18 protein-coding genes and 3 tRNA genes are annotated in these 18,578 nt (G+C 52.9%); 8 read left to right on the top strand and 13 right to left on the bottom strand.

The window, feature by feature from the left end:
* Positions 1-30 precede the first annotated feature (30 nt).
* The 8 genes from deoC to ABSH60_RS12550 all read right to left on the bottom strand — a co-directional run bounded on the left by deoC (position 31) and on the right by ABSH60_RS12550 (position 7,712).
* A complete protein-coding gene (gene deoC, locus ABSH60_RS12585) occupies positions 31-810 on the bottom strand; it encodes a deoxyribose-phosphate aldolase (RefSeq protein WP_390974209.1) in 780 nt (259 codons plus the stop codon).
* Positions 811-1,355: 545 nt separating this feature from the next.
* Entirely contained in the window at positions 1,356-2,141 is a 786-nt protein-coding gene (locus ABSH60_RS12580) for a TatD family hydrolase (protein ID WP_390974207.1), read from the bottom strand.
* Entirely contained in the window at positions 2,138-3,349 is a 1,212-nt protein-coding gene (locus ABSH60_RS12575; RefSeq protein ID WP_238485212.1) for a patatin family protein, read from the bottom strand. The genes ABSH60_RS12580 and ABSH60_RS12575 overlap by 4 nt, the downstream gene beginning before the upstream one ends.
* A 270-nt stretch (positions 3,350-3,619) precedes the next feature.
* Positions 3,620-3,781, bottom strand: coding sequence for a DUF1328 domain-containing protein (locus ABSH60_RS12570; protein WP_013577105.1), 162 nt, complete (start codon positions 3,779-3,781; stop codon positions 3,620-3,622).
* Between the two features lie 346 nt (positions 3,782-4,127).
* The gene (osmY, locus tag ABSH60_RS12565) at positions 4,128-4,718 is read right to left on the bottom strand and encodes a molecular chaperone OsmY (RefSeq protein ID WP_056776654.1); all 591 of its coding nucleotides are present in this window, start codon (positions 4,716-4,718) and stop codon (positions 4,128-4,130) included.
* Positions 4,719-5,150: 432 nt separating this feature from the next.
* Complete coding sequence (gene prfC, locus ABSH60_RS12560; RefSeq protein ID WP_056776651.1) at positions 5,151-6,740, bottom strand: peptide chain release factor 3; 1,590 nt, start codon at positions 6,738-6,740, stop codon at positions 5,151-5,153.
* A gap of 146 nt (positions 6,741-6,886) precedes the next feature.
* Complete coding sequence (gene rimI / locus ABSH60_RS12555; RefSeq protein ID WP_390974204.1) at positions 6,887-7,330, bottom strand: ribosomal protein S18-alanine N-acetyltransferase; 444 nt, start codon at positions 7,328-7,330, stop codon at positions 6,887-6,889.
* The gene (locus tag ABSH60_RS12550; protein WP_122094262.1) at positions 7,299-7,712 is read right to left on the bottom strand and encodes a DNA polymerase III subunit psi; all 414 of its coding nucleotides are present in this window, start codon (positions 7,710-7,712) and stop codon (positions 7,299-7,301) included. Before ABSH60_RS12550 ends, rimI begins: the two co-directional genes overlap by 32 nt.
* A 139-nt stretch (positions 7,713-7,851) precedes the next feature.
* Between ABSH60_RS12550 and rsmC the strand changes: the two genes are divergently transcribed.
* Positions 7,852-8,898 (top strand): 16S rRNA (guanine(1207)-N(2))-methyltransferase RsmC, encoded by a 1,047-nt coding sequence (rsmC, locus tag ABSH60_RS12545; RefSeq protein WP_056776643.1) that lies wholly within the window; start codon positions 7,852-7,854, stop codon positions 8,896-8,898.
* A gap of 4 nt (positions 8,899-8,902) precedes the next feature.
* On the opposite strand, the gene ABSH60_RS12540 is transcribed toward rsmC, so the two are convergent.
* The gene (locus ABSH60_RS12540) at positions 8,903-9,895 is read right to left on the bottom strand and encodes an aldo/keto reductase (protein ID WP_390974201.1); all 993 of its coding nucleotides are present in this window, start codon (positions 9,893-9,895) and stop codon (positions 8,903-8,905) included.
* 141 nt (positions 9,896-10,036) lie between these two features.
* Between ABSH60_RS12540 and ABSH60_RS12535 the strand changes: the two genes are divergently transcribed.
* From ABSH60_RS12535 to ABSH60_RS12520, 4 genes are all read left to right on the top strand, one after another.
* On the top strand, positions 10,037-10,924 hold the full coding sequence (locus tag ABSH60_RS12535) for a LysR family transcriptional regulator (protein WP_122094266.1): 888 nt from the start codon (positions 10,037-10,039) through the stop codon (positions 10,922-10,924).
* Positions 10,925-11,169: 245 nt separating this feature from the next.
* Positions 11,170-11,255, top strand: a tRNA-Leu gene (locus ABSH60_RS12530).
* Between the two features lie 36 nt (positions 11,256-11,291).
* Positions 11,292-11,377, top strand: a tRNA-Leu gene (locus ABSH60_RS12525).
* A 41-nt stretch (positions 11,378-11,418) separates the two neighbouring features.
* A tRNA-Leu gene (locus ABSH60_RS12520) sits at positions 11,419-11,505 on the top strand.
* Here ABSH60_RS12520 and ABSH60_RS12515 read toward each other — a convergent pair.
* Together ABSH60_RS12515 and ABSH60_RS12510 are read right to left on the bottom strand one after the other, a co-directional pair.
* Positions 11,468-11,602, bottom strand: coding sequence for a hypothetical protein (locus tag ABSH60_RS12515; protein WP_256370236.1), 135 nt, complete (start codon positions 11,600-11,602; stop codon positions 11,468-11,470). The genes ABSH60_RS12520 and ABSH60_RS12515 overlap by 38 nt on opposite strands.
* A gap of 36 nt (positions 11,603-11,638) precedes the next feature.
* Positions 11,639-11,920: a DUF1435 domain-containing protein gene (locus tag ABSH60_RS12510; RefSeq protein WP_056777204.1), complete on the bottom strand. Its 282-nt coding sequence runs from the start codon at positions 11,918-11,920 to the stop codon at positions 11,639-11,641.
* A gap of 276 nt (positions 11,921-12,196) precedes the next feature.
* On the opposite strand from ABSH60_RS12510, the gene ABSH60_RS12505 reads away from it, so the two are divergent.
* On the top strand, positions 12,197-13,291 hold the full coding sequence (locus ABSH60_RS12505; protein ID WP_183848499.1) for a diguanylate cyclase: 1,095 nt from the start codon (positions 12,197-12,199) through the stop codon (positions 13,289-13,291).
* A gap of 381 nt (positions 13,292-13,672) precedes the next feature.
* Here the strand turns inward: ABSH60_RS12505 and rhaR are convergent, their stop codons facing one another.
* On the bottom strand, positions 13,673-14,554 hold the full coding sequence (gene rhaR / locus ABSH60_RS12500; protein ID WP_390974198.1) for an HTH-type transcriptional activator RhaR: 882 nt from the start codon (positions 14,552-14,554) through the stop codon (positions 13,673-13,675).
* Positions 14,555-14,635: 81 nt separating this feature from the next.
* The gene (gene rhaS / locus ABSH60_RS12495; protein ID WP_390974196.1) at positions 14,636-15,463 is read right to left on the bottom strand and encodes an HTH-type transcriptional activator RhaS; all 828 of its coding nucleotides are present in this window, start codon (positions 15,461-15,463) and stop codon (positions 14,636-14,638) included.
* Between the two features lie 343 nt (positions 15,464-15,806).
* On the opposite strand from rhaS, the gene rhaB reads away from it, so the two are divergent.
* Positions 15,807-17,291 carry a rhamnulokinase gene (gene rhaB / locus ABSH60_RS12490; protein ID WP_122094270.1) on the top strand — a complete coding sequence of 495 codons (1,485 nt, stop codon included), beginning with the start codon at positions 15,807-15,809 and terminating at the stop codon, positions 17,289-17,291.
* Positions 17,288-18,544: an L-rhamnose isomerase gene (locus tag ABSH60_RS12485; protein ID WP_122094272.1), complete on the top strand. Its 1,257-nt coding sequence runs from the start codon at positions 17,288-17,290 to the stop codon at positions 18,542-18,544. Before rhaB ends, ABSH60_RS12485 begins: the two co-directional genes overlap by 4 nt.
* The last annotated feature ends 34 nt before the right edge of the window (positions 18,545-18,578 follow it).

The following is an 18,578-nucleotide window of genomic DNA, read 5'->3' as shown; positions in this document are numbered from 1 at the left end:
ATGCGCACCGCCTGGGCGGTGCCCCGGTGATCAATAGCTGCTGGTGGCTTTCTGACCGGCGTGACCCAGAGTGGTCAGCAGGCTTGCCAGCAGGCTGGATGCACCGAAACGGAAATGACGTGAGTCAGCCCATTCGCGTCCCAGCAGGCGATCGGCCAGCGCCAGATACTGTGCGGCATCTTCAGCGGTTTTAACGCCACCGGCAGGTTTGAAACCGACGTCTTTGCCGACGCCCATTTCAGCGATCACAGTCATCATCAGCTCTGCGCTGTGCAGTGTGGCGTTTTCCGGCACTTTACCGGTAGAGGTTTTGATGAAATCAGCACCCGCTTTGATAGCGATTTCAGATGCTTTACGGATCAGCACGTCTTGTTTCAGTTCACCGGTTTCGATGATCACTTTCAGCAGGACATTGGCAGCGGCACAGGCTTCTTTGCACTGTTTCACCATTTCAAAACCAACCTGCTCATTGCCGGCCATCAGCGCGCGGTACGGGAAGACCACGTCAACTTCATCTGCGCCGTAAGCGATAGCGGCACGGGTTTCAGCCAGCGCAATCTCAAGATCGTCGTTCCCGTGCGGGAAGTTGGTTACGGTTGCGATACGGATGTCCGGCGTACCTTGCTCGCGCAGGGTTTTACGGGCAATCGGGATAAAACGAGGATAAATGCACACAGCAGCGGTGTTACCTGCCGGGCTTTTTGCCTGATGACAAAGCGCGATCACTTTTGCATCGGTGTCGTCTTCGTTCAGGGTGGTTAAATCCATCAGGTTCAGCGCACGTTGTGCTGCGGCGGTTAAATCGGTCATATAACTCTCCAACAATTTTCAATTCCAGCGACCAGCCAGAACTGAGCATACAGTCATGAATTCCTTTCGGCGGGTAACGCCGCAGAAGAATTCTGCACGGTTGGCGAGCGGACTTGGTTCCTTGAAGATAGCGTGCGTAAGCGCTGTATCTGGCTTACGTGGCAACTGAGATCCTTCTCACCGCGCTTGGATTGGCAGACGCCAATTCGTTGTGACTATTTGAACACGTCACATCAGGTTCCTGTGTGCAGTATTTCACACAAAATGAAAACCGTTTGCAACGTTGCTTGGTGAAATGAGATCTGAATCACATTTACCCGGCGTTATGCTCAGTATTCGGCCCATATAAGAGTGTATACCCGATTCATGACAAGCGGAGTTCGGGCAGACACGCGGGGATCACCGACCGGTAATCTTGCCGGTGATGTTATAATAATAACATTTAAAGAGGAAACAAAACTTACAAAACATCACGATCGGCATGTTAATGGGGAATTTGACGAGAAATTAATGTTATTTAAATCACAAAACGATGAATATGAACATCAATCAGAAGGAAGATTAAACACCCGACGGGTATTCGCAAGCAGCGCGGCGGCGATATCTTCGGGGCGTTCCGGGCGTAACTCACACAGCACATCAAACACTGCGGCGGCGCGTTCCGGGCGATTTGGCTGGCCCTGAAAACCCTGCAACGGCATATCCGGCGCATCCGTTTCCAGCAACAATGAGGAAAGTGGTAACTGCGCCATCACCTGACGGGTTTTCTGCGCACGCGCATAGCTGATGGTGCCGCCAACGCCAATGGCGAAACCCAGTCTGATAAACGCCTGCGCCTGAGAAAGACTGCCTGCAAAACCATGTACCACACCGGTCGCAGGAAGTTTTGCCTGCCGCAACATCGCCGCCAGCTGATCGTGACTGCGCCGTGAATGCAGGATCACCGGCAGCGTCTCACGCTTTGCCAGGGCGAACTGCGCCTTCAGCAAACGCTGTTGTTGCTCAAACATCGGCGTTTCCATAAACAGATCCAACCCGATTTCCCCAACGGCCACCGCACGCGGATCGCGCTGGCTGAGCAGGGTATCCAGCAACGCCAGATCGTCGTCTGTATGCTGCGCGATATACAGAGGATGCAGACCGAGCGCGGCATAAAGCTGAGGGAATTTTTTTGCCAGCGAGAGAATACCGTGGAAACGATCGGCGGTAACGGCGGGCACGATGATGTCCCGCACGCCACTCTGTTGTGCCAGATGCAGGCTTTCAGCCTCAGCACCGGTGAACGGCGGGAAATCGAAATGGCAGTGCGTATCAATGAAGTGAACATTCACAGCTTGTCGCCTTCACTGGCAGGATAAATGTCCGCTGACCGCATCTCAGACGGGACGCTTTGCGGGCGGATTTCTGCCGGCGTACTGTCCTGAAAAGCCGCCGGACGCACGACGCCGCCATCGGCCACCATATCGGTGAGCACAGCGGGATCGAGCACGATTTGTTCGACCGTGCTGACGGCCGCCGCCAGCGGTGTCACGTTTTCTGGCTCATTCTCCGGCACCACCACGCGCTGAGGCCGTGTCGCCCGCGGGATAATCTGCGGATAAGGCCGCTCATTTTCACGCGGCAACAGCCAGTGTGCGGCTGCCGACAGGAAATACCGGCCACAGCGGCGCCCGAGATGATAATCCTGATTGAGAGCAGGTAAACGGCTGCCGAGCGCGTGGCTGGCCAGCGGTTTCGGCGGGAAGATTTCGAAAATCCGCACGTCGCCCGGTGGGTTTTCAATGAACTGCTGAATACGGTGATAGCTGTTTTCGTGATGCTGCATCATGCGCACCAGTTGTTGCAGGCTGCTTTCGCTCAGCCATTGCTCCATACGCTTCATCCATTGCGGCGTGTAGAACATCGCCGAAGGCACCGTGCGGATCACCACGATGGTATCTGCCCCACGACGGTAAGCTTCTTCCACCGGAATAGCGTCGCTGATGCCGCCGTCCTGATAGCTGATGCCGTCCAGATCCACGCCCATACGATAAAAACCGGGTATGGCGCTGGAGGCTTTGATAACCGGCAACCAGTTCTCACGCGTCGGTGAAAAATAACTGGCCGTGTAATCGTCGCTGCGGCAGGCGCACATCAGAAATTCGCGGCCATCGATCAGCAGCTTTTCCGCACTTTCCATCGCCAGCGGCATGTTTTTTGCGGTTTCATCGACCAGCCAGTCGAGATCGATAAGATGCCCGCCGCGCACAAAGCGCAGCGGATTGAAGAAGTCAGGGCTGGTGGTGTAGCGGGTAATGACTCTTCTGGCGTAACCCGGTTGTCCGCACACGAAGGCGGAAAGGTTTTGCGCGCCGGCAGAGGTTCCGAGGTACAAATCGAAGGGATTGAAATTCGCCCGCTGAAATTCATCCAGCACACCGGCGGTAAAAATGCCTCTCTGCCCTCCCCCCTCGCACACCAGGGCAATCTTGCCCGGCCGGTAGGGTTTATATGCCAGCGGTTCTATATTCCCCAGCGTGACAGGTATTCTGTATCCCAACGCATTATCCTCACACAATTAGCCTTTACGGGCAGGCTTCATTTCTGAGCATACCTCGTCTTATCAGTTTCGGTGAGTTTCTTACCAGGATGTGAGGATAAAATCGTTACTTACTGTTAACGGATCACATAAATGAGAAGGGTCATAACATAAAAAACATCGCCCTCTTTTCTGAAAACACTGCGGTCAGGCAATGTGTTCAGATAAGAGGGCGATGCGGTGTCTTACGAGGTACTTCTGTTAACGTTATGATTTCATAACGTTATATTGTCAGAGTCGTTTACGACCGGTAAACAAGCTGACCAGGAACAGAATGATACCCACTACGAATACGATTTTTGCAGCCCAGGCAGCTGTACCAGCCAAACCACCAAAACCCAGTGCTGCTGCGATCAACGCGATGATCAGAAAAATAATGCCCCAACGAAACATAAGCTTCTCCTTACCCTATATATTCACTTTGCCAGTTTAAAAAGGTGACACTCCTACTTCCGGTCTGAAGTCTCGGTGTAACATTTGTCTTGGTGACACTTTATTAGCCGGCAAATACCGGAGATAAAAATCATCACTTACCTAATAAAGATAGTCGGAAAAATGGAAGTGTTAGCAAAAACTAACGCTTATTTTTCAAATAAATGTTCACATCGCTATTGCGTAAGCCTTCAGTGCCGGACAATGGGCAGGAGGTACGGTATATCATTATATGTTATTCAAATCCGGCGCCCTGCCCGTGAGCGGACGCCGTTTACTGCTTCATACGACACACGTTTCGCGAAAATTATGGTGCAACTTTCAGGTCGTTTTTAACGCTTTTCACGCCATCAACGGTTTTCGCAACGCTTTCAGCACGGTCAGACTGTGCCTGGTCTTTTACTGAACCGGAAAGCTGAACAACGCCTTCGGTGGTTTCTACTTTGACGTTACGTGAAGGAACGATGTCGTCTGCCAGCAGTTTGGCTTTTACAGAAGCCGTGGTAGCAGAGTCACCGGCGTAACCTTTCACGCTTTGTTCGCTTTTGTCTTTAGTGTGCAATTTGTCGCTGACAGATTTCACGCCTTCAACTTTGGTGGCGGCGGCAACAGCTTGTTCAGCTTCTGACTGGGAAGCCACAAAGCCGCTCAGCGTAACCACACCAGAATTGGTGGTAACAGAGATGTCGGTGCTTTTGATGGCTTTATCATCCACCAGTGCACTTTTCACTTTTGCTGTGATGGCGCTATCGCCCATGTAGTTATCAACTTTTTTCATGGAGCTATCGATTTTTGCACCTGCGCTATCAGTGGTGCTTGCAGCCAGTGCGCTACCGCTCATCAGTGCGGTACCCAGAACAACGGCCATCATTGAATAGGCAAATTTAGAATTTTTCATCGATTTATTCCTTTCAGTTTATGAGCCCTAAGCCTGGACCCGGTACGCCACATTTTTGGTGACGCCTTCTAACAAATTGTATTGCTGCTGTATTTACTTCCTTTGTAGCAGAGTACGTCGTTTTATTCGGGCTTTTCATCGCCTTTCGATATAACACTCTGCTTCGTCACTTTTAAGCAGTGCTTTACGCCACTGTTTCGTGAACACACATTTAATATAGTCAAGAATGTCCAAAAGAGTAGAGCGATCGCCAATTACGGGGCCGAATGCAGACAAGTCTTAAGATTTCGAAGAAATTATGGGCGAATTCAGGGTGGGAAGATGAAAAAATACACAAACGGGAATGAAAGGAAATGTGACGCTCAGCCAAAAAAGGGCAAAAAAAAGACGGCGCAATGGCCGTCTTCAGGTTGTAAACCACGCAATCAGGAATTAATGCTCGCGGGTTTTGCGGAATTTCACTTCAGGATATCGCTCAGAAGCCAGATTCAGGTTGACCATAGTAGGCGCAATATAAGCTAAGTTATCACCGCCATCGAGCGCCAGGTTGGTTTCGTTCTTACGCTTGAATTCTTCGAATTTCTTCACGTCGTCACATTCGACCCAGCGGGCGGTGCTCACGTTGACCGATTCATAAATCGCTTCCACGTTGTATTCGCTTTTCAGGCGCGCCACGACCACTTCAAACTGCAGAACACCTACCGCACCGACGATCAAATCGTTATTGGCAATAGGGCGGAACACCTGAACAGCGCCTTCTTCTGACAGCTGAACCAGCCCTTTAAGCAACTGTTTCTGTTTCAGCGGATCACGCAGGCGGATACGGCGGAACATTTCAGGGGCAAAGTTAGGGATGCCGGTGAACTTCATGTTCTCACCTTGAGTAAAGGTGTCGCCTATCTGAATGGTGCCGTGGTTGTGCAGACCGATGATGTCACCCGGGTAGGCCTCTTCCACATGCGAACGGTCACCGGCCATGAAGGTCAGCGCATCGGAGATCACCACGTCTTTGCCAGTACGCACCTGACGCAGTTTCATGCCTTTTTCGTACCGCCCGGAAACCACACGCATAAACGCCACGCGGTCGCGGTGTTTAGGATCCATATTGGCCTGAATTTTAAACACGAAACCGGTGAATTTTTCATCGTCGGCTTTCACTTCACGCACGTCGGTATTACGTGGCATTGGCGCAGGCGCCCAGTCCACCAGACCGTCAAGCATGTGGTCAACGCCGAAGTTACCCAGCGCGGTACCGAAGAATACCGGCGTCAGTTCACCGGTCAGAAACGCTTCGTGATCGAATTCATGCGATGCGCCCTGCACCAGCTCCAGCTCTTCACGCAATTGCTTCGCCAGTTCTTCACCGACGGCGGCGTCCAGCTCAGGGTTATTCAACCCTTTGACCGTGCGGACTTCCTGAATGGTGTGACCTTTACCGGTCTGGTACAGATAGACTTCATCTTTGTAGAGGTGGTAAACGCCCTTGAACAATTTACCGCAGCCAATCGGCCAGGTAATCGGTGAACAGGCGATTTTCAGCTCACGTTCCACTTCGTCCATGACTTCCATCGGATCACGGATATCACGGTCAAGTTTGTTCATGAAGGTCAGGATCGGCGTATCACGCAGACGGGTAACTTCCATCAGCTTACGGGTACGATCCTCGACGCCTTTTGCGGCGTCGATCACCATCAGACAGCAGTCGACGGCGGTCAGGGTACGGTAAGTATCTTCGGAGAAGTCTTCGTGCCCCGGGGTGTCGAGCAGGTTAACCAGGCACTCTTTATACGGAAACTGCATCACGGACGTGGTGATGGAGATACCACGTTGTTTTTCCATTTCCATCCAGTCGGATTTGGCGTGATTGTTCGAGCCACGGCCTTTTACCGTACCTGCTGTCTGAATCGCGTTTCCGAATAACAGAACTTTTTCAGTAATGGTGGTTTTACCGGCATCGGGGTGAGAGATGATGGCAAATGTGCGGCGCTTAGCCACTTCAAGGGCGTATTCACTTGGAGACATGTTTTTCACGTTTCTGCGGTTGGTCCGCCCTGCATAGGATTTCACATCACGTCAGAAGGAGACGTCAGGCAAAGCGGTAATAAAAGTTATAGCCGGCTATTTTCACTGATTTAGCCGGGATGGGCAATCAATGGTTTTTTTGTGCTCTATCCCAGCGGCAGCGCCATCATAATGGCATCTTCACGCCCCTGGGCGGCAGGATAGTAGTTGCGGCGAACAGAGAGTTCGTTAAAGCCGAGGCTTTCGTACAACGCAATGGCTTTGGCGTTAGAAGCACGCACTTCCAGCCAGAGGGTGAAAACGTCTTTCTGCTCAAGCTGTTGTATGACCTCTTCCAGCAACGTGCGGCCTAAGCTCTGGCGCTGGAAGGCCGGATCGATGGCGATGTTGAACAGCGTCGCTTCGTCGAGGACGATTTGAGTGATGGCGAAACCAGCCATCACTTCACCCTGCATGATTTTCAGGTTCAGATAGCGCTCGCCCTGATTGCTGGCAAGCGTATTTTCAGTCCACGGAAAAGCATGGCTGGCCTGTTCAATCTGGAATGCGCGGGGAAGATCAGCGGGCGTCAGGATAGAAATCGGGTTCATTTTCACAAATCTGCTGCCACAGCGCGCGTTTGGCGCCGGCATCTTGATAAAGCTCGGCCAGAGCCGGGCTGGATAACTGCGTACCGGAGAGCGGCAGAGGTTCGTTTACCCCCAGTCGCCAGACGTTGCAGCGGGTATCTTCAGGTAACATCGTCACCTGTTCCGGCGTCAGGCGGTAAACCTGCTGTCCGGTCAGCGCCAGGCTGCGCAGAACATCGCACACCAGCGGATCATCTTCAGCCGGCGGAACGTCTGCGACAATCAGTAATTGGGTGTCTGCAGGCAGGCTGACGGCGACTTCGCCCTGTAAAACCGCAGGCCGACGCAGCGTCCACTGGGTGATCCCCAGTTGTTGTAACAACGTATCTCTTCTGGATGCCATGCCTGATCCCTGCCCGTTGAAGTGCGAAAAGCCCGGCTATGCTAGCAAACACACGGAACATGCGCCAATAAAGCTCGATTACTCAATCAGGGACGAAGAGTATATAATCGCGGGCCAAACCCTGAGGAGCCTTATCCTGATGTCTGCATTAACTCCGGCCAGTGAAGTCATACTGCGCCATAGCGAAGAATTTGAAGGCCGCCGCGTCCTGTTCGCCGGCGACTTACAAGACAGCCTGCCTGCTGAAATTGACGCCGAAGAAGTCCGCGTCCACACCAATATGTATCACCACGGGCAGATGCTCAGCAAAGCGCTGGGCGACAACGTACAGTTCGGTTTACTCGCCGACGCAGATCTTATCGCCCCTTGCGATGTGCTGATTTATTACTGGCCTAAGAGCAAACTCGAAGCCAAATTCCAGCTGTTTAATCTGCTGTCGCAGATGCCGGTTGGCATCGACGTGTTTGTCATCGGCGAAAACCGCAGCGGCGTACGCAGCGCGGAAACCACGCTGGAAGGACTGTGTGAACTGAGCAAAATCGACAGCGCCCGCCGCTGTGGTTTGTATCATGGCCGTCTGGAAAAACAGCCTGAATTTGATGCTGACGGTTGGTGGGATGAATACATGGTCGAAGAAGTGACCATCAAAACCCTGCCGGGCGTATTCAGCCGTGAAGGTCTGGACAGCGGAAGCCTGTTGTTGATCAACACGTTTGAAGAGCCGGTGAAAGGCAAAGTTCTGGATATCGCCTGCGGTTCAGGCGTTCTGGCCTCTGTTCTGGCGACTTACTCGCCGAAGATGAAAATCACGCTCAGCGATGTGAGCGCAGCCGCTATCGAAGCCAGCCGCGCCACGCTTGCCGCCAACGGACTGGACGGCGAAGTGATTGCCAGCAACGTCTATTCAGACATTGATGGCCGTTTCGATATGATCATTTCCAATCCGCCGTTCCATGAAGGGCTGCAAACCAGCCTGCATGCGTCTGAGCAGCTGATCCGTGGCGCAATCAGCCATCTGAATATCGGCGGCGAACTGCGCATTGTGGCTAACGCCTTCCTGCCTTATGCCGCGCTGCTTGATGATGCTTTCGGCAGCCATGAAGTGCTGGCCCAAAACGGCCGCTTCAAAGTGTATAAAGCCGTTCGTGGCCGTGCGCCGCGCGATTCGAAAAAGAAAAGACGTTAATCAGTCAGACACTGAGGATGCGCATCATTTCTACGTTGTAGCGTTCGCCTGCTGCGGCGCGGAAAGGAAATACTGCTTCGATCGCCGCGATTTCGGCTTCACTCAGGGAGACATCAAGCGCGGCGATGTTTTCCTCAAGATAATGACGATGTTTGGTGCCAGGGATCGGCACCATGTTGTCGCCACGCGACAATACCCAGGCCAGCGCCAGCTGCGACGGTTTTATCCCTTTTTCCTGCGCCAGCTCAGCAATTCTCTCCGCCAGTTGCAGATTCTTCGCGAAGTTCTCCCCCTGAAAACGCGGGCTGTCGCGACGGTAATCGTCGGCATCCAGATCGTCAATCGAACGGATTTGACCGGTCAGAAAACCTCGCCCCAGCGGGCTGTACGGCACAAATCCAATACCCAGCCGTTCACACGCCGGTAAAATATCTGCCTCCACATCCCGCGACCACAGCGAATATTCTGTTTGCAGCGCCGTGATCGGATGAACGCTGTGCGCCCGTTCCAGAATGCTCACCGACACTTCGCTCAGGCCGATATAACGGATCTTGCCCTCACGCACCAGATCCGCCAGCGCGCCGATCGTCTCTTCTACCGGCACGGCAGGATCGGGGCGGTGCTGATAATAGAGATCGATAACGTCGGTTCCCAGACGTTTCAGGCTGCCTTCCACGCATTGACGCACGTAGTCGGGATGGCCGTTTGTACCGCGCGCCTGCGGATTGGAAGCATCACGTACGATGCCGAATTTGGTGGCCAGAAAGACGTTCTCGCGACGGCCTTTCAGAAAGCGGCCGAGCAACTCCTCGTTGGTATGCGGCCCGTACATATCAGCGGTATCTAACAGGGTCACGCCAAGTTCGAGCGCCCGTTCAAGCGTTGCCAGCGACGCTTTTTCGTCCTGACCGGTGGTGTAAAAATCGCTCATACCCATGCAACCTAAACCGAGCGCGGAGACCAGCGGGCCATTTTTTCCAAGCTGACGTTGTTTCATCTGACTTTCCTTCTGACATGAATGGGGGAGTGACGAAATGAAGTGTGGTTGTTGTGCCGGAAAAGATAAATCAGCGTAAACGTGCAACACTGTTCAGAATTCACGAACAATAGAAAGCCACCAGCCATCGCCGGGAGTGATATGGATCAGATTCAGGCTATGAAAATTTTCATCCGTATTGCAGAGCTGGAAAGTTTCAGCCGCGCGGCGGAAGACCTCGACATCCCACGCGCCACCGTCAGCACCACGCTCAAACGGCTGGAGCAGCGGCTCGGCGTTCGGCTGTTTTTACGCACCACCCGTCAGGTGAAAATTACCGACGAAGGGAAAATTTATTATCAGCGCTGCCTGCATTTACTGGCCGCTCTGGAAGAAACCGATACGTTATTCGCCCATCACAAAAATCAGCCCTCAGGCATTGTACGCATCGATATGCCGCACTCGCTGGCACGCGAACGGGTGATCCCGGCGCTGAGTGAATTTTATCAACGGTATCCACAGATCAACCTGATCCTCAGCGCTAACGATAATGCCATCAACCTGCTGGATCAGGGTGTGGACTGCGTTCTGCGCGCCTGGCCGTCGGAAGATGACAATCTGCAATCGCGTCATCTCACCGATCTGGTGCAACTGACCTGCGCTTCACCGGCCTATCTCGCGTTACGCGGCACACCTCAGACGCTGGCCGATCTGCAATCACATCAGGCGGTTGGCTATTTTTTTGCCCATCAGCGGGCCGAAACGCATCTCGAGTTCAGGGTTGGCGGCAATACGGAAAAAATTATGCTCCCCGCCACCCTGACCGTCAGCGGTGCCGATGCCTACGTGGCGGCGGCAAAAGCAGGGTTTGGACTGATTCAGGCTTCGAAACTGGCCATTGCACAGGAACTGGCGCAGGGAACGCTGATTGAGGTGCTGCCGGAGTACCCGCCACCGCCGATGCCGCTGTACATAATGTACCCGCCCGGACGCTTTCTGGCACCGAGGATCCGCGCGCTGCTGGACTGGCTTATCTCACTGTTTTCATAGCCTGGCAGCCATTCAGTTCACAGGCCGTTATCCTCAGGTATTGTTGAATAAAACATCAATTAACCTGACGATAATGTTACCTCTTCATCTATTCACTACGGATATGCTGTTTTTTACATCAAACGTCCACAATGGGGGAAATAACTGTTGACGGCTGTGGGAAAATCTCTAGAATTCGCCCCCGTGGTTGTGTTACTTGCTGATGACATTCTGATGAATGCGTCACCACAGTAATCAATTGGAACGCGATGGTGGCGGAATTGGTAGACGCGCTAGCTTCAGGTGTTAGTGTCCTTTGGATGTGAGGGTTCGAGTCCCTCCCTTCGCACCAATACAATCACAAGATTTATATTGCACGGCACGGTACGCGATGGTGGCGGAATTGGTAGACGCGCTAGCTTCAGGTGTTAGTGTCCTTCGGATGTGAGGGTTCGAGTCCCTCCCTTCGCACCAAACCGGTGATATAAATCAAGCAGTAAGCAGAATTCATCTGTGCGAAGGTGGCGGAATTGGTAGACGCGCTAGCTTCAGGTGTTAGTGTTCTTACGGACGTGAGGGTTCAAGTCCCTCTCTTCGCACCACATGATTCTGTTCTCCGGTTTTTCCTTCCTGCATTAACTCTCTCGCTTTTAAAAAATAAAAAATCCCTGCGGCTTTACTGTGTTTCCTGCTTTTCATCTCTTTTCGTTCCTTTTTTATAACAATCACTTATGACTATAGACTAAAATTAAGCGTGACCGCGGCCAGACCACCCGCCAGTGCCATAAATGATGGTAACAACATGTAATGGCGCAATGTCCGGTGAAAAAGCATCACCAGCGTAACCAGCATTGCGACCACGACCAGTACGCGGAGCTGATCGAGCGTCATATGTGCCATCGCCAGCAACGGCATCAGTGCACAAGGCAATAAAACGCCCCAGCCGCTGGTCAGACGCTTACCCAGCACCCACACAACCGCCCAGATCCCACATGCCATGACAATCGCCGCTATCATAACCCTGCTCCAAACAATGATAATGAGAACCAATATCATATAGGATTTTTTCTCATTTACCATCTATTTGCTGCGCACGCCCCTGGCGAGGTGACACCTGCGTACAAAAGTGCTAGTTTTAACGCCTTAAAAAATACGCATGAAAAATACATTCATAGAAATCTAATAATTACGCATTAAAACCATTGGCCTGCCTGTAAGGATTTAATTAACGGCATTGGGCGATAAGATTCTTTATCTATTCAGACAACAAACACAATAAATAGAGTGAATTTGATGATATCTCATTCCTATGATGAGTTGCTAAAAAGCAAACATCGACTGGTTATGTTGCTATTCTTTTTTTTAAATAGTGCTACTGCGCTATTTTCTATGGTTGATCCGCCGGATAATGCGGTTTCCACTCCTTTCCCGCTGGTTCTGATCTTTGTACTCTGCTGTGCAGGTTTAGTATTTTCTTTTTTCACAAAGAAAAATTACTCTGCCCATTTGAATATGTGCTCTGTCATTATCGGATTACTGTGGGCGTGGTTAATTGCTTTGCGGTTTGAAGAAGTCGGGCATTTAGATAAAAACTACCTTCTGGTGAGTTTACTCAGTATTTTCTTTATCAGCGCCATTGCGCTGTCTGATAATTTTCTCGCTTTTTGCCTTCACGCGGTACCTTCCACTCTGTGCGTGGTCTTTTTAGATGATTTTCAGCACATCGGCCGCATCATGTTTTCCGTCTCCCTGCCGCTGATTGGGTTATGGCTGCACCATCTGATGCTGCGGCGCAGCGATGAATTTACCCGCCGGATGCTGTCAAACCTGTACAGCGAAAGGGAAAAATTCAGCGATCTCAGTATGCTTGATCCACTCACCGGCCTGTACAACCGGCGCGGGTTACAGAATAAGCTGGAAGGCCTGCTGAGTCAGGCCTCGGGTCATTACGTGATGCTGCTCGATATCGATCACTTTAAAGCTTACAACGACAATTACGGCCACAGCATGGGCGATCAGGCGCTGGTCAGGGTCTCCGCAGCCATTCGCGACGCCGTGCGTTCGCGCGATGTGGTCGTCCGCTACGGCGGGGAAGAGTTTCTGGTGCTGATGTCTAACGTTAAACAGGAACACGCCATCCGCATGGCCGAGCGGATCCAAAATAAAGTGCTGGGTCTGAATATTCCGCATCTGTTTAACGCCGAGGTGTCCACGCATGTCACGGTGAGCGCAGGGCTGGCCGCGCTGGAAGAGGGAGATTTTAATAATGCTCTCAGTCAGGCTGATGTCTCGCTGTATAACGCTAAAAACAGTGGCCGCAATAAAATACTTTATGCCTGGGAAGTGACTGAACAACAGCAGACGTTGAGTGAAGAGAAAATGGCCTGAAAGTAACATTAATAACAATACGCTTATTGTTATTAATGTTATCCCTTTGACTTTCCTGCCCACTCAAATTTATCAGCTTTGGGCAGGCATTCATCTTTAATGCATAACCATTCATATCCGCATCAGATAAAAGAGGATCATTGAAAAGTAAATCATCGCTTTATTTTAATTAATGTCTGGAGAGAGGTGATTTTCATTTCAGTTCGTATTGTTCAATGACTCAGAATGCTTTTCCGAGTTTCGGAAAAAAATGAAACATAAAGATAATCCTATAGCACGATACACCTGCCAAACCTCTGCTGATGATCCCGCCATTAAACCGTGAACGCCTCACCGGCACGCCATCCTAATTTATTGTTTTAACATGCTTATCATCGGCCTTCAGAGGCGGTTTACCACGGCGTATTCCCCTTCCGGCGATTTGACTGCATGGCCGGTAAAGCGTTGCCGGTAATCACGCGGCGAAACGCCACAGGCGCGGTTAAACACCACCGAAAAGTAATTACTGTCATCAAAGCCGCATTCCGCAGCCACATCGCTTATCGCCATGTTGCCATAACGCAGCAAACTCATCGCCCGGCAAATCCGCAACTGGCGCAGGTAATGGGTCACACTCATGCCGGTATGCTGCTTGAACAAAGCGCGCAGAGCGCGGGGATTGAGCTGATGCTGACGGCAAAACGTTTCCAGATGGAAAGGGGCTGAAATACCTGCCCGCAGCGCCATCAGCAATAAATCCAGCTGATGGGCATCAGGCAGAACGCCGCTGTCGGGCTGATGACGAAAGCGCAGCAGCAACAGCGCCAGCTGCATAAGCAAAGCCTCACTGAGTTGCACCGACAGCGCCTCAGATTTCATGCACTCTTTCGCCAGCTCATCGACTTTATCGCGCAGCACCGACATGCCCAGCGTACTCAGCCGCCAGTAACGCTGTTCCTGACTGACACTTTCGCCGGGCAACAGGTGCGCCCAGTCGGCCGCCAGCCCGAAACGCTCGCGGCAATACAACACGTTATCCAGAGCCAGCATATTGACGGATTCATAGCTGTGCCGGTCTTTGGCGTTGATATAAAACAGATCGCCGCAGGTGATGGGATAAGGGATATCGTTCCAGATGTGGACACCATTGCCGCGCCAGACAATCACCAGCTCGTCAAAATCGTGGTCGTGACTGGGAAAATCCGCCTGAGGATGGCGCTCTGCCACCACGACGGAATTCATTCCGGTCAGAAAGAAATCATTTCTATTCAGTTTCAGCGACATAGCAGCAATCTCAACCCGTTTGACCACAAAATAAACGAGGCGGCTCAGGCAGATAATTCCTGAGGCCGCGAGAGGTGCCGCTTAACGCAACTGGTCACGCATGAGTTTTGGCGACACCGAAAATTCCCGACGGAACTGCGTCGAAAAATGGTTACTGTCACTGAACCCGCAGGCATAGGCGATATCCGTAATGCTCTGATCGCTGTGATGTAAACGACGGCGCGCCTCCAGCAAACGCAGACGGTTGAGATACCGTTGTGGCGTCAGGCCGGTGTAATGCTTCATCTGCCGGTGCAGGGTGCGCAGCGCCAGAGAAAAATGGTCTGCGGCTTCAGTCCAGTTAACTTCTTCACTGTAATGTGACTGGAGCCATTGCAACAGTTGATTGACTTTGTTTTCAGAGGTGTCTCGCAATTGTGGCTGGAAACAATCCTGATAAAGCAGGATCAGCAACTGCAGGAACAGGCTTTCACGCGTGGCGATATGCTCCATTTCAATGCTGTCCGGCAGCGCTTCCAGCTGCGCTATACACTCCAGCACCTGCACGACCACGTGCGGGCTGAGTTGCCAGTGGATCTGCGCCTGATAATGATGCTCCTGTGGCAGAAAATGGCCGACGTCCTGAATAAAACGGAATGCTTTTGGCGAACGAAAAAGGACGTTGGTGAGCCGCAGATTCTCCACGTTTTCAAACAAATGGTGATCGCTTGCGCGCACAAAACACACCGTGCCGGCCGTCAGCGTATAGGGATTGTCATTAAAGATGTGCACGCCGGAGCCGCTTTCCACCAGCATAATCTCGTGGAAATCGTGATAGTGCTCCGGGAATACGCTTTGCGGAAGACGTCGCTCAACGGTCACCGTCAGCTCAGGTGCCGCAAAATAATCATCACCCTTCAGTAACGTCATTGATCGCCTCCGGTTTAGACATTCATGTGCTTCGGGGAACCCACCCTACCCTGTGCCACGCCGTCTTACCTTCAAACCGCGGCGCTAAAAACGGCATAAACGGTCATTTTTTCAAGATTCCCCCAGTGGTGATGCAGATCTGCGGCGAGGATCACAATCGCTGTGTTCGCGTTACCTGCCATTTTCATCACCGCCGTCCGCAGGTCTTTGGGCTGAACTGTGATCTGCCTCGCATCTACCTTTTTAATGCTGCCATCCGGTTAAAACCCGTGGCAATCACCGGAAGGTGCCCCCGCCCCACCTCCCCTACACTGGCCAGCATATTCAACAAGGAATGGCCGCTATGAGAACTCACCATCTTGCCGCTATTGACCTCGGTGCCTCCAGCGGCCGTGTAATGCTGGCCACGTTTACCCGCCAGGATCCCGATTCAGCCGCAACGCTGACGCTGACAGAAATTCACCGTTTTCCTAATACTCTGAAGCACGTTGACGGCCACGATACCTGGGATCTGGATGACCTTGAGAAGCACATTCTGGAAGGACTGAACCGTCTGGATTCTTCCGGCGTCCCGCTCGATGGTATTGGCATCGATACCTGGGGGGTGGATTACGTGCTGCTCGACGAACAGGGCCAGCGGGTGGGTTTAGCCGTGGCCTATCGCGACAGCCGCACCGACGGCGTGATGGCGCGGATGGAAAAGCAGGCAGGCCGCCACACCATTTATCAGAAAACCGGCATCCAGTTTATGCCGTTCAACACGCTTTATCAGCTGCGGGCGCTGACCGAACAACAGCCCGAGGTCGTGAACACAGCCGCACATCTGCTGATGATCCCCGACTATTTCCATTACCGCCTGACGGGCGCGCTGAACTGGGAATATACCAACGCCAGCACCACGCAAATGCTGAATATCGCCACCGGTGACTGGGACGAGGATCTGCTGAAACTGGCGGGTGTTCCACGCCGCTGGCTGCAAAAACCGACGCAACCGGGAAACTCAAAGGGAGTCTGGCACAGCCCGCGCGGGCGCAGCGTGCCGGTTATCAGCGTCGCTTCGCATGATACCGCCAGCGCCGTGGTCGCCGCACCGCTGACCGGCCCGCACAGCGCCTATCTCAGCTCCGGCACCTGGTCGCTGATGGGCATCGAAAGTCCGAAAGCGTTCAATCAGACGAAGGCGCTGCACGACAACATCACTAATGAAGGCGGCATCAACGACAGTTATCGGGTGCTGCGCAACATTATGGGGCTGTGGCTGTTCCAGCGGGTTTGCCGGGAACTGGGGATTCAGGATTTGCCTTCGCTGATCACGCTGGCAAAAAACATTCCCCCGTTCACTTACCTGATCAATCCGAACGAAGACCGCTTTATCAATCCGCCGTCGATGGTCAATGCCATCCGCGAAGCCTGCCAGCAGGCTGGCGAACCGGTGCCGGAATCACCGGCCGAACTGGCGCGTTGTATTTTCGACAGTCTGGCCATGCTGTATCGCAAAATCGCGCTGCAACTGGCTGATTTACAGGGCGCGCCGCTGGAAGATATCCATATTGTTGGCGGCGGCAGCCAGAACCAGTTCCTCAACCAGCTGTGTGCAGACGTCTGTCAGGTCAACGTCAGCGCCGGGCCGGTTGAAGCCTCTACGCTCGGCAATATCGGCTGCCAGCTGATGGCGCTCAACGCCGTTAAAGACACCGCTGAATTTCGTCGTATCGTGGCTTCGAACTTCGAACAGCACCATTACATTCCCCGTGTTCACGCGGATTTCGCTATTCACTGGCGCCGTTTTGAGGCGCTCTGTCACGTCAATGAGGAGCTCGCAGTATGACTTCATCTATCGATCACGCATGGACGCTTGCTAAAGAACGCTTTGCGCAGCTGGGCATTGATGCCGAAGCCGCAATCACCCAACTCGATACTCTGCCGGTTTCCATCCATTGCTGGCAGGGGGATGACGTCGCGGGCTTTGAGAACCCGGAAGGCGGCCTGACCGGGGGGATCCAGGCGACCGGCAACTATCCCGGCAAAGCGCGAAATGCGCAGCAACTGCGGGCAGATTTAGAACTGGCGATCTCCATGATCCCCGGCCCTAATCGTCTGAACCTGCACGCTATTTATCTGGAATCCGACACGCCGGTGCCGCGTAACGAAATCGAGCCGAAGCATTTTACCGGCTGGGTAGACTGGGCGAAGAAAAACAAACTGGGTCTGGATTTCAACCCGTCATGTTTTTCACACCCGATGAGCGCCGACGGGTTTACCCTCTCCAGCGCCAACCCTGAAGTCCGTCAGTTCTGGATCGAACATTGTCAGGCCAGCCGCCGCGTATCCGCCTCGTTTGGCCGCGCGCTCGGCACGCCGTCAGTGATGAATATCTGGGTGCCGGACGGCATGAAAGACGTCACCGTCGATCGTCTGGCACCGCGCCAGCGCCTGATGAGTGCGCTTGATGAAGTGATTTCTGAGAAGTTTGCGCTCACCGAACACATCGACGCGGTTGAAAGCAAATTGTTCGGCATCGGTTCTGAAAGCTACACCGTCGGCTCCAACGAATTCTATCTCGGGTACGCCGCCAGCCGCGGCACTGCGCTGTGCCTCGATGCCGGGCACTTCCACCCGACCGAAGTGATTTCCGACAAAATTTCCGCCGCCATGCTGTATGTGCCGCGCCTGCTACTGCACGTCAGCCGTCCTGTGCGCTGGGACAGCGACCACGTGGTGCTGCTCGACGACGAAACACAGGCCATCGCCAGCGAAATCGTTCGTCACAATCTGTTCAACCGCGTGCATATCGGGCTGGATTTCTTCGATGCTTCCATCAACCGCATCGCCGCCTGGGTTATCGGCACGCGCAACATGAAAAAAGCACTGCTGAAAGCCCTGCTGGAGCCGACCGAATTACTGAAAAAGCTGGAAACCGAAGGCGATTACACTGCGCGCCTGGCCCTGCTGGAAGAACAGAAATCGCTGCCGTGGCAGGCGGTCTGGGACATGTATTGCCAGCGTCACGACGTGCCGGTGGGCGGCCAGTGGCTGGATGCCGTCCGCCACTACGAAACCAGCGTGCTGGCAAAACGTTAACAATCGCTTATCACAACAGAACGCATTCACCTTA

It is taken from the genome of Rahnella sp. R3(2024), assembly GCF_042920125.1.
GTDB classification, from domain to species: Bacteria; Pseudomonadota; Gammaproteobacteria; order Enterobacterales; family Enterobacteriaceae; genus Rahnella; species Rahnella rivi.
The sequence above is the reverse complement of the archived record's forward strand: the minus strand, read 5'-3'. Positions and strand labels throughout refer to the sequence as shown.